This window comes from Streptomyces sp. NPDC018031, assembly GCF_044327625.1.
GTDB lineage: Bacteria > Actinomycetota > Actinomycetes > Streptomycetales > Streptomycetaceae > Streptomyces.
The window spans coordinates 88,522-99,867 of the sequence record NZ_JBIRFT010000002.1; the positions used below are offsets into that span (position 1 = coordinate 88,522).

General features: G+C 74.4%; 8 protein-coding genes. 4 read left to right on the forward strand and 4 right to left on the reverse strand.

Going from position 1 to position 11,346, the window contains the following annotated elements; genetic code table 11:
* Positions 1–273 precede the first annotated feature (273 nt).
* The 3 genes from ACH4B3_RS06740 (at position 274) to ACH4B3_RS06750 (ending at position 5,065) form a co-directional block, all read left to right on the forward strand.
* The gene (locus ACH4B3_RS06740; protein WP_398461669.1) at positions 274–2,409 is read left to right on the forward strand and encodes a type IIA DNA topoisomerase subunit B; all 2,136 of its coding nucleotides are present in this window, start codon (positions 274–276) and stop codon (positions 2,407–2,409) included.
* A 623-nt stretch (positions 2,410–3,032) separates the two neighbouring features.
* Positions 3,033–3,473: a DUF485 domain-containing protein gene (locus ACH4B3_RS06745; RefSeq protein ID WP_398461670.1), complete on the forward strand. Its 441-nt coding sequence runs from the start codon at positions 3,033–3,035 to the stop codon at positions 3,471–3,473.
* Positions 3,470–5,065: a cation acetate symporter gene (locus tag ACH4B3_RS06750; protein WP_398461671.1), complete on the forward strand. Its 1,596-nt coding sequence runs from the start codon at positions 3,470–3,472 to the stop codon at positions 5,063–5,065. The genes ACH4B3_RS06745 and ACH4B3_RS06750 overlap by 4 nt, the downstream gene beginning before the upstream one ends.
* A 92-nt stretch (positions 5,066–5,157) precedes the next feature.
* On the opposite strand, the gene ACH4B3_RS06755 is transcribed toward ACH4B3_RS06750, so the two are convergent.
* The 4 genes from ACH4B3_RS06755 to ACH4B3_RS06770 all read right to left on the reverse strand — a co-directional run bounded on the left by ACH4B3_RS06755 (position 5,158) and on the right by ACH4B3_RS06770 (position 9,992).
* Positions 5,158–5,838 (reverse strand): response regulator, encoded by a 681-nt coding sequence (locus ACH4B3_RS06755; protein ID WP_398462302.1) that lies wholly within the window; start codon positions 5,836–5,838, stop codon positions 5,158–5,160.
* Positions 5,835–7,508, reverse strand: coding sequence for an ATP-binding protein (locus ACH4B3_RS06760; protein ID WP_398461672.1), 1,674 nt, complete (start codon positions 7,506–7,508; stop codon positions 5,835–5,837). Before ACH4B3_RS06760 ends, ACH4B3_RS06755 begins: the two co-directional genes overlap by 4 nt.
* 93 nt (positions 7,509–7,601) lie before the next feature.
* Positions 7,602–8,528: a sucrase ferredoxin gene (locus tag ACH4B3_RS06765; RefSeq protein ID WP_398461673.1), complete on the reverse strand. Its 927-nt coding sequence runs from the start codon at positions 8,526–8,528 to the stop codon at positions 7,602–7,604.
* Between the two features lie 204 nt (positions 8,529–8,732).
* Positions 8,733–9,992, reverse strand: coding sequence for a citrate/2-methylcitrate synthase (locus tag ACH4B3_RS06770; protein WP_398461674.1), 1,260 nt, complete (start codon positions 9,990–9,992; stop codon positions 8,733–8,735).
* A 120-nt stretch (positions 9,993–10,112) separates the two neighbouring features.
* On the opposite strand from ACH4B3_RS06770, the gene ACH4B3_RS06775 reads away from it, so the two are divergent.
* Positions 10,113–11,273, forward strand: coding sequence for a citrate synthase (locus ACH4B3_RS06775; RefSeq protein WP_398461675.1), 1,161 nt, complete (start codon positions 10,113–10,115; stop codon positions 11,271–11,273).
* Positions 11,274–11,346: the final 73 nt, after the last annotated feature.

The window sequence follows — 11,346 nt, forward strand, 5'->3', positions numbered from 1 at the left end:
TTGTCGGTCTTGCCCTCCCGGCCGGGTTGCCGGTTGTGCATGAGGACGTGCCCGGAGCCTAAATGGTTCATGCCTGAAAAGGAACGTGATGTTTGTGTCACCCCAACGTGTTATCGAACGCGTGAGCGAAAGGGGGCGGTCTGGACTAGCATGGTCATTCTCACGGGTGGCGGCACAGAGGCTCTATCAGGCCTCGGTACGCTCTCATCGGCGACCCAGCCACCACCGTGCCCGGAGTAGGGGCATCCAGAAATTCAGCGAGGAGCGAACCGCGTGACCGCCGACACGTCCGTGCCGTCCACTGCGCTGCTGACCGGAGCAGACCGGGGCGGCTCCAACTACACCGCGCGGCACCTGCTCGTCCTCGAAGGACTCGAAGCGGTGCGCAAGCGCCCCGGTATGTACATCGGCTCGACCGACAGCCGCGGTCTGATGCACTGCCTCTGGGAGATCATCGACAACTCCGTCGACGAGGCTCTCGGGGGCTACTGCGACCACATCGAGGTCGTCCTGCACGACGACGGGTCGGTGGAGGTGCACGACAACGGCCGCGGCATCCCGGTCGACGTCGAGCCCAAGACCGGACTGTCCGGCGTCGAGGTCGTCATGACCAAGCTGCACGCCGGCGGCAAGTTCGGCGGCGGCTCCTACGCCGCCTCCGGCGGTCTGCACGGCGTCGGCGCCTCCGTGGTCAACGCCCTTTCCGCCCGCCTCGACGTCGAGGTGGACCGGGACGGCAAGACGCACGCCATCAGCTTCCGCCGCGGGGTCCCGGGGATCTTCACCGAGTCCGGCCCGGACGCCCCCTTCGACCCGGCCAACGGCCTGCTCAAGGGGAAGCGGGTGCCGAAGACCCGTACCGGCACCCGCACCCGGTACTGGGCGGACCGGCAGATCTTCCTCAAGGACGCCAAGCTCTCCCTGGAGACGCTGCACGCCCGCGCCCGCCAGACCGCCTTCCTGGTGCCCGGCCTCACCATCGTCGTCCGCGACGAGCGCACCCCCGAGGGCGGTGAGGCGGGCGCCCAGCGGCGTGCCGTGGAGACCTTCCGCTTCGACGGCGGCATCAGCGAGTTCTGCGAGTACCTCGCCACCGACAAGGCCGTCTGCGACGTCCTCCGGTTCACCGGTCAGGGCACCTTCAAGGAGACCGTCCCGGTCCTGGACGACCGCGGCCACATGACCCCCACCGAGGTGACCCGGGAACTCGGCGTGGACATCGCGCTGCGCTGGGGCACCGGCTACGACACCACGGTCAAGTCCTTCGTCAACATCATCGCCACCCCCAAGGGCGGCACCCATGTCTCCGGTTTCGAGCGTGCCATCGCCCGGACGGTGAACGAGGTGCTGCGCTCCGCCAAACTGCTCCGGGTGGCCGAGGACGACGTGGTCAAGGACGACGCCATGGAGGGCCTGACGGCGGTCGTCACCGTCCGGCTGGCCGAGCCGCAGTTCGAGGGCCAGACCAAGGAGGTGCTGGGTACCTCGGCGGCCTCCCGGATCGTGGCGAACGTGGTGTCCAAGGAGCTCAAGGCGTTCCTGACGTCCACCAAGCGGGACGCCAAGCAGCAGGCGCGGGCCGTGCTGGACAAGGTGGTCGCCGCCGCCCGCACCCGGATCGCCGCCCGGCAGCACAAGGAGGCGCAGCGCCGGAAGACCGCGCTGGAGTCGTCCTCGCTGCCCGCGAAGCTGGCCGACTGCCGGAGCGACGACGTGGACCGCAGCGAGCTCTTCATCGTCGAGGGCGACTCGGCGCTGGGCACCGCGAAGCTCGCCCGGAACTCGGAGTTCCAGGCGCTGCTGCCGATCCGCGGCAAGATTCTCAACGTTCAGAAGTCCTCGGTCTCGGACATGCTGAAGAACGCCGAATGCGGGGCGATCATCCAGGTCATAGGGGCCGGCTCGGGCCGGACCTTCGACATCGACCAGGCGCGGTACGGCAAGGTGATCTTCCTGGCCGACGCCGATGTCGACGGCGCCCACATCCGCTGTCTGCTGCTGACCCTCTTCCAGCGCTACATGCGGCCGATGGTCGAGCAGGGCCGGGTCTTCTCCGCGGTGCCGCCGCTGCACCGGATCGAGCTCACCAACCCCAAGAAGGGGCAGGACAAGTACATCTACACCTACTCCGACAAGGAGCTCCAGGAGACCCTGCTGCGGCTGCGCGGCAGGAACGTGCGGTTCAAGGAGGGCATCCAGCGCTACAAGGGTCTGGGTGAGATGGACGCCGACCAGCTGGCCGAGACCACCATGGACCCGCGCCACCGCACCCTGCGCCGGATCAACATCAGCGATCTGGAGGCGGCCGAGCGTGCCTTCGACCTCCTCATGGGGAACGAGGTGGCACCGCGCAAGGAGTTCATCACCAACTCCGCCGCCACCTTGGACCGGTCGCGCATCGACGTCTGACCGTCCCGGCCGCCACCGTGTGCGGGGCCCTGCCACCGCGCCCCTCCGCCTCCGGGTGGAGGGGCGCGGCGGGTCCGCCGCGTGCCGTGGGGCGCCCGAGGACCGGTCCGGAGCCCGTTCCGGCCCGCATCACCTGATGGTGTGAACGTCCTCGGGAGAGGATCCGTGTGCCCTCCCCGCTGCCCATTCTGGGCACGCGGCCGATGTGCCGCGGAACAAGGAGACTTCGGGTGCACATGCAGGACGGGACGGGCCGGGGACACCAGCGGGGCGGGGAAGACGGGCAGGACGGACGGGCGGCGCCGGGGGCCGGCGGCCCGCCGCTCGGCCGTCCACGTCGCACCGGGCCGGCCCCGGGCCCCGTCCCGGCCGGCCGCCACCCCGCCGCCGGGACCGTCCCCGCCGCCGGGACCGTCCCCGCCGCCGGGACCGTCCGTGCCGCCGGGACCGTCCGTGTCGCCGGGCTCGCCGCCGGGTCCGCCCCCGCTGCCGGAGACGTCCCCGCCGCCACCGCTCTCCGGGCGGCGCCGGACCCGGCCGCTTCCCGGCCCCCGCAGGCCGCCGTCGACCCGGCCCCGGCCACAGCCGTGAACCCGGGCACAGCCCCGGGCGCGGCCCCGGACTTGGACACGGGCGCGGCCCCGGGCGCGGAGACAGACCGGGTCGCGGACCCGGAAGCCACCATCAGCCCGGCCCCGGCCCCGGCCCCGGCCCTGACCCCGGCCCCGGGCGCGATGCCGTCGCGGGACGTCTACCGCCGGGTGCACGCCGGCGCCGACTTCCAGGAGATGCGCGGACGGTACCGCCGGTTCGTCCTCCCGGCGACCCTCGCCTTCCTGCTGTGGTACCTGGCCTACGTGGTCGCGGCGACCAGCGCCCCCGGCCTGATGGCCCGGCCGGTGGCCGGCGTGCTCAATGTGGCGATGGTCGCCGGCATCGCCCAGTTCGCCAGCACCTTCCTGCTGACCTGGGCGTACGCCCGGCACGCGCGGGTGCACCGGGACCGGGCGGCACTGGAACTGCGCTGGCTGACCCAGGAGATGACCCGGGAGCACGCCCGGTGACCGGGGACCACCAGAGCCTGGCGCTGCTGCTCTTCCTCGCGTTCGTCGCCCTCACCCTGGCCATCACCACCTGGGTGAGCCGCAAGCGGCACGGCTCCCCGGAGGAGTTCTACGCGGGCGGCCGGTTGTTCTCCCCGGTGGAGAACGGTTTCGCCATCGCGGGCGACTACCTCTCGGCCGCCTCCTTCCTCGGCATCTCCGGGCTGATCGCGCTGTTCGGCTACGACGGGGTGCTGTACTCGGTCGGCTTCCTGGTCGCGTGGCTGCTGGTGCTGTTCCTGATCGCCGAACCGGTCCGCAACTGCGGCCGCTTCACGCTCGCCGACGTGCTGGCCGCCCGGCTCCGGGAGCGCCCGGTGCGGATCGCCGCCGGTACCTCCTCGGTGACCGTCTCGGTCCTCTACCTGGTCGCCCAGATGGTCGGCGCGGGCAGCCTGGTGGGGCTGCTGCTCGGCGGTACCGGCGACCTGGCGCGCACCTGCACGGTCGTCGGTGTCGGGGCTCTGATGGTGGTGTACGTCGCGCTGGGCGGGATGCGCGCCACCACCTGGATCCAGATCGTCAAGGCGGTGCTGCTGCTGGGCGGTGCGCTCGCCCTCGGGGTGCTGGTGCTGCTGCGGTTCCACGGTGATCTGGGCGCCCTGCTGTCCACCGCCGCTGACCGCAGCGGACACGGCGGGGACTTCCTCGCCCCGGGCCTGACGTACGGCGGCGACTGGGCCGCCCGGCTGGACTTCATCAGCCTGGGGCTCGCCCTGGTGCTGGGCACCGCCGGGCTGCCGCACATCCTGTCGCGGTTCAGCACCGTGCCCACCGCCCGTGCCGCGCGCCGTTCCGTCGTCTGGTCCATCGGGCTGATCGGCGGCTTCTACCTGCTGACGATCGTGCTGGGCTTCGGCGCCGCGGCGCTGCTGGGCAGTGCCGAGGTGCGGGAGTCCAGCCCGTCCGGGAACACCGCCGTACCGCTGCTCGCCCTCCACCTCGGCGGTGGCTCGGGGTCGACGGGCGGCGCGGTGCTCTTCGCCGTGGTCGCCGCGGTGGCCTTCGCCACCATCCTGGCGGTCGTCGCCGGGGTCACGCTGTCCTCCTCGGCCGCCATCGCGCACGATCTGTACGCCACGCTGAGCCGGCGCCGGGAGCGCACCCCGCACCGGGAGGTGGTGGTGGCCCGGGTCGCCGCCGCCGGGGTCGGCGCGCTGGCCATCGGGCTGGGCCTGCTCGCGCAGGACCTCAACGTGGCGTTCCTGGTCGGCTTGGCCTTCGCCGTCGCGGCCTCCGCCAACCTGCCGGTACTGCTCTGCACCCTGTTCTGGCGGCGGTTCACCACGCGCGGCGCGGTCTGGGCGGTCTACGGCGGACTGGTTCCCGCGCTGGTGCTGGTGGCGCTCTCCCCGGTGACCTCCGGGGCCCCGGACGCGCTCTTCCCCGGGGTCGACTTCCAGGTCTTCCCGCTGCGGAACCCGGGGCTGGTCTCCATCCCGCTGGGCTTCCTCGCCGGCTGGCTGGGCACCGTCACCTCGGGCGAGCCCGCGGACCCGTCCCGGCACGCGGAGACCGAGGTGCGGGCCCTCACCGGGGCCGGCGCGGCGTAGCGGGGCGGCCGGTGGGGCCGGGCCGGTGCACGGGCCCGGTCCGGCGGCTCCCGCGCCTGCCAGGCGTACGCACGGGCCCGGTGCGGCGGCCGCTACCGCGTCTGCCAGACGTAGCGGTGCTCCGGCCGGCCGGTCTCCCCGTAGCGCAGGCTGAGCCGCACCCGGCCGGTGCGCTCCAGCAGTTTCAGGTAGCGCTGGGCGGTCTGTCTGCTGAGCCGGCAGCGCTCGGCCACCTGCTGCGCCGACAACGGCCCCTCCGCTCCGCGCAGCACCTCGCGGACCCGGTCGGCGGTCTGCGCGGTGTGCCCCTTGGGCAGTTCGGCGGGTCCGGCGGTGGCGCCGCCGAGCGCACCGAAGATCCGGTCGACCCGGTCCTGCCCGGCCTCGCCGCCGCCGTCCAGGGTCCGGCGCAGCGCCGCGTAGCCTTCGAGTTTGGCGCGCAGCCCGGCGAAGGTGAACGGCTTCACCAGGTACTGCAGCGCGCCGTGGCGCATGGCCGCCTGCACGGTGGCGACGTCCCGGGCCGCGGTCACCATGATCACGTCGGTGTGGTGGCCCTGCTGCCGCAGTCGTCGTACCAGTGCCAGGCCGGTCTCGTCCGGCAGGTAGTGGTCGAGCAGTACCAGGTCCACCTCGGTGTGCTGGAGGAAGGCGAAGGCGTCGGCCGCGCCGTGCGCCTGGCCGGCCACCCGGAATCCGGGGATCCGCTCGACGTAGGCGGCATTGACGCGGGCCACCCGCACATCGTCGTCCACGACCAGCACCCCGATCACCACGCGTCTCCCGTCCGGCCGCGCACGGCGGGCGCCGCCTCCTCGGTCAGGGCCTCCGGGAGGATCACGGTGAACTCGGCGCCGCCGCCGTCCCGGTCGCCCACCCGAACGTCGCCGCCCTGCCGTTCGGCCAGCCGCCGCACCAGGGCCAGGCCGATACCGCGCTCCCGGTGGGTGGGCGGGGCCTTGGTGGACCAGCCTTCGGTGAAGACGTCCTCGCGCCGGTCGGCGGGGACCCCGGGGCCGGTGTCGGTGACGGTCACCCGGACCGCGCGGTCCATCGTCCGCAGACCCACCTCCACCCGGGGCTGCTCCGATCCCGCCGCGGCGTCCAGCGCGTTGTCGACGAGGTTGCCCACGATCGTGACCAGGCCCGGTGGATCCACCAGGCGGTCGGGAAGCAGCGACTCCGGGGCGATGCGCAGGGCGACCCCGCGCTCCGCCGCGACCGTCGCCTTGCCGACGAGCAGGGCCGCGAGCAGCGGGTCGCGGACACGTTCGGCGACCTGCTCGGCGGTTGCCCGGTGCCCCCCGACGGCCTCGGCGACGTACTCCACCGCCTCCTCGTGGAGTCCCAGCTCCAGCAGCCCGAGCAGGGTGTGCATCCGGTTCGCGTACTCGTGGTCCTGGGCGCGCAGCGCGTCGATCAGCCCGCGGGTGCCGTCCAGCTCGCGCCCGAGCCGCTCCAGCTCGGTCCGATCCCGGAGGGTGGCCACGGCGCCGCCGTCCCCGGTGGGCATCCGGTTCGCCACCAGCACCCTGCCGCCGCTGACGGTCAGCAGGTCCGCGCCGGTGACCCGCCCGGCGAGCACGTCGGCGGTGCGGCCCGGCGGCAGCACCTCCTCCAGCGGCCGCCCGGTGTGGTCCGCGTCCAGCTCCAGCAGCCGCTGCGCCTCGTCGTTGACCAGCCGGATCCTGCCCCGCTCGTCCAGCGCGAGCACCCCCTCCCGGATCCCGTGCAACATGGCCTCACGCTCGGCGAGGAGTCCGGAGATGTCGGAGAAGGCCAGGTCGTGGGTGCGGCGCCGGAGCCTGCGCGCCACGCCGTAGGCGGCCAGGGCGCCCACCGCCAGGGCGCCGCCGGCGTAGGCCAGCAGCCCCGGCACCGCGCCGATCAGCCGGTCGCGCACGTTCTCGTAGGCGATGCCCACCGAGACCGCGCCGGTGACCTCGCCGTCGGCGGTCCGCAGCGGGACCTTGCCGCGGGCGGACCTGCCGAGCGTGCCGGTGTCGATCTGCATCACCTCGTGGCCGGCCAGGACCTCGGTGGGATCGGTGGAGACCGGCTTGCCGACCTCGCCGGGCGAGGGGTGCGACCAGCGCACGCCCCGCCGGTCCATGATCACCACGTACTCGGCGCCGGTGGCCCGGCGGATGCGTTCCGCGGTCCGCTGCACCGGACCGGCCGGATCGGGGCGGGGGCCGTCGAGGGAGACGGCGAGTTCCGGTTCGGCGGCGGTGGTCTGGGCGATGGCCAGCGCCCGGCGCATGGCCTGGTCGTCGAGCTGGGCGCTCAGCGGGGCCAGGAAGAGGCCGGTGGCGAGCACGGTGACGCCGCCGGCGATGGCCAGCTGCATCAGCAGGACCTGCGAGAACATCCGCCGGGGGCGGAGCCGCCCGATGCGCCACCGCGCGGCGCCCGGTGGTCCGGGGGTGGTCGCAGCGCTCATGGTGAGGAAGGGTAAGCGCAACCGGGCGGAAACCGGCAGGGCCGGGGCGTACGGCCGCCCGCCCCGGGTGGCCGCCATGGCCGGCGGGTGCGGTCAGAACAGGGCGGGGGCCGGCTCCCGGATGCCGGACACCTCCATGCGCGCCGGGCTGCCGAGCGCCGCGCCGCAGCTCTCCGGGCGCGGCGGGGTGGCGGTGGCCTGGGTGACGGACACCTCCCAGCGCCGCCCGTCGGTGTGCCCGACGGTGACGGTCCAGGCGGGGGCGGTGCCCTCGACGGCGGTCACGGTGAGCGCGTCGGCGCGGGTCTCACCGGTCAGCTCGCGCACCGCGAGGTCGGCGGCCTGGCCGGGCCGCTCCCAGGTGGAGCGGCCCCGGCAGCCGTCGGTGACGACACGGCCCTCGCGGGCCGCGGCGAGGACCTCGTGGACCGTGCGGGCGGTGGCCCGCCCGTAGGCGTACCCGTAGGGCAGCACGAGCAGGGTGGGGGAGAACCGGTGGCCGCCGATGTGGGTGATCTCCCAGGTTCCCTCGGCGCCGGAGGCGGCCAGCTCGGCGGCGAGCGGGCGGCCGAGCAGCGCGCAGCAGCGGTCCCGCTTGCCGTTGGTGCACACCAGGACGAGGGGGTCGCCGGTGTACCGGGACCACGCCGGACCCAGGCCGACCGGGTCACCGGCGCCCAGTGCGGACAGGTCCGGTTCCAGCAGGTCGGCGGGGTCGGTGAGGGTGGCGGTACGGATCCAGGTGCGGCCGGGCCGGGTGTGCGCCAGGAAGGCGCGGCGCCGGGCGGGGCGGTGGCAGTCGGCGGACCGGTCGGGGCGGCGGATCAGCGCCACCCGGACGCCGGTGTCCTTGGCGGCCCGGGTGAGCGCCCGGCCGACGGCCGGGTCGAGTCGGCTGCCGGTGACGGCGTCGGCGCCCCAGGGGCCCGGCTGCTCGATGAGCAGCCAGGTCAGGGCGGTGGCCGCGGTGCCGGCGAGCGGCTCGGCCAGGTCACGGGAGGTGGTGGCGCAGGTGCTCACGAAGGTAAGCCTAACCTGGCCGGCATGGTGAAGCGCACCGGCACATGTCGGCCAGACCGGCGGATATCGGCCGCTCGGGCCGGCCGGGGCGCGTGCGGCGCCCCTCCGGCGGTCCGCGCGGACGCCCCGACGGCGGCGCGGCGGCCCGTGGCGCCGCGCCGCCGCTGCGCCGCGCCCGCCGGCGCAGCGGCGGGCCCGCGCCGGTCAGTGCAGCGGTAGCGGCAGGGGCAGCGGCTGCGGCGGGCGGGGGCCCCGGTAGTGACCGCTGGGGCGCATCCGCAGCGGCTGCTCGCCGTACTCCTCCAGCGCGTGCGCGATCCACCCGGCGGTGCGGGACACCGCGAACACGGTCTCGCCCGCCTCCTGCGGCATCCCGGCCGAGACCGACAGCACCGCGAGCGCCAGGTCGACATTGGCGTGCAGCGGGACGTGCCGGGCCATGGTCGCCACCACCTCGCGCGCCGCCCGCAGTGCCGGAGCCGCGTCGGGCACCCGCTCCAGCAGCGTCATCAGCACCCGGGCCCGCGGGTCCTCCCGCAGGTAGAGCCGGTGCCCCAGGCCTGGGACGCGCCGTCCGGCGCGCAGATGGCTCGCCACCACCGCCGCGCCGCCGCGCTCCAGCGCGTCCAGCAGCATCCGGTGCGCGAAGCCGCTGGCGCCGCCGTGCAGCGGGCCGTCCAGCGCGCCGAGACCGGCCGACACGACGGCGTAGGGGTGGGCCTGGGCGGAGGCGGCGACCCGGGCCGCCACCGTGGACACCGCCAGATCGTGGTCGATCAGCAGCACCAGTGCGGTGTCCAGGACCCGCAGCCACTCCTCGTCCGGCGACCGGTCGGTCAGCCGGGTCCACAGCCGGTGGGCCACCGGCGCGTCCGGCGGCTGCTCCGCGCCGCGTACCGGCAGCGCGTCGGTCAGGGTGGCGATCAGGTCCCGGGCGGTGGCCACGACGGTGGACTCCGCCAGGTCGAAGCGGAGCGGGTCGGCCGCCGCCGCGGCGATCGCCGCGACCCGGAGCCGGTCCATCAGCCCGGTGTGGGCGGGCAGCGCGCCGGCCGCCCGCCGGGCCGCGGCCAGGGTCTCGGGGTGTGCGGTGAAGCGGATCCCGGGGTGCAGCCGCCCGGTCCACAGCCACTCGGCCACCTCCTCGTAGCCGTGCCGCTCGGCGAGGGTGGTGGAGTCCACGCCGCGGTAGTAGTGCCGGTCCTCCTCGATGAGGGTGATGCCGGTGCCGAGGGGGGCGCCGTCCCCGGTCGAGGGGGGTTCGCGCCGGTTCCGCCGGGCGAGGGCGTCCACCTCCGCCGGGTCGAAGGTGCTGCCCCGCCCGCCGGCGGCGCGGCGGCTGGTCAGCTGGCCCCGGCTCACGTACGCGTACACGGTCTCGGGTTTCACCCCGAGTCGTTCGGCCGCCTCCCGGGTGGTGAGCCGCCGCTCGCCGGACTCGTGATCAGCGTGGTGATCAGCCATAACTCACACCGTATCCACGTGTTTGCACGGTATCGACCCGAGTTCATATTGATCGGATCAACGTTGACAGCCTCAAGTCAAGCATAGACAGTCGAGTCAATATCGAGGGAGGACATCGAGATGCCGACCATGGGGATCAACGCACCGACCGACGTGCCTCGCGGACTCGCGGGCGTCGTCGTCACCGAGACCGGGCTCGGCGACGTCCGGGGCCGGGAGGGCTTCTACCACTACCGCCAGTACTCCGCCGTCGACCTGGCCCGCGGCCGCACCTTCGAGGACGTCTGGTATCTGATGTTCCACGGAGAGCTGCCGGATGCCGCGGCCGCCGCCGCGTTCACGGCCGAGACCGCCGCGCTCCGGGAACTGCCCGCCGGGATCGCGGACGTGCTCCCCGCCCTGGCCCGGGCCACCGCCCGCTCGGGCCCGCTCGCCGGGCTGCGCACCGCGCTGTCGCTGCTCGGCGCCCACGCCGGATTCCGGCCGCTGTACGACATCGCCGCCGACCGCCGCCGGGCGGACGCGCTCGCCGCCTGCGCGGCCGTGCCGACCCTGCTCACCGCACTCCACCGGCTCGCCGAGGGGCTGGAGCCGATCGCACCGCGGGCGGACCTGCCGTACGCCGCGAACTACCTGTACATGCTCACCGGCACCGAGCCGGACCCGCGCCGCGCCCGGGCGGTCGAGCGGTACCTCGTCTCCACCGTGGACCACGGTTTCAACGCCTCCACGTTCACCGGCCGGGTCATCGCCTCCACCGGCGCGGACCTCGCCGCCTGCCTCACCGGAGCGATCGGGGCGCTGTCCGGGCCGCTGCACGGGGGAGCGCCCAGCCGGGCCCTGGACACCCTCGACGCCATCGGCACCCCGGAGCGGATCGATCCCTGGATACGGGAGCGGGTGCTGGCGGGGGACCGGATCATGGGATTCGGCCACCCGGTCTACCGCACCGAGGACCCCCGCTCGCGGATGCTGCGCGAGATCGCGGAGGAGTTCGGCGGCCCGCGGGTGGCGTTCGCCAAGGAGGTCGAGCGGCGGGTGGAGGCGATCCTCGCCGAGCTGAAGCCCGGCCGGGAGCTCCACACCAACGTGGAGTTCTACGCCGGCGTCGTCATGGAACTGAGCGGCCTGCCCCGCGCGATGTTTACTCCGACCTTCTGCGCCGCCCGGGTCGTCGGCTGGAGTGCCAACATCCTGGAACAGGCCGAGGACTCCAAGATCATCCGGCCGGCCGCGCGGTACACCGGGCCGCCCGCGCCGCAGCCGGTACCGGCGCGCTGACCGCTCCGGTGGGCTGACCGGTCCGGCCGGCGGCCCGGCCCCCCGGGGGCGGCCGGCCCCCGCTCGCGGCGCG

Excerpts from the sequence above, each read along its gene's own strand:
- ACH4B3_RS06760 (WP_398461672.1), bottom strand. The coding sequence starts at position 7,508 with ATGAGCGCTGCGACCACCCCCGGACCACCGGGCGCCGCGCGGTGGCGC.
- ACH4B3_RS06770 (WP_398461674.1), bottom strand. The coding sequence starts at position 9,992 with ATGGCTGATCACCACGCTGATCACGAGTCCGGCGAGCGGCGGCTCACC.
- ACH4B3_RS06775 (WP_398461675.1), top strand. The coding sequence starts at position 10,113 with ATGCCGACCATGGGGATCAACGCACCGACCGACGTGCCTCGCGGACTC.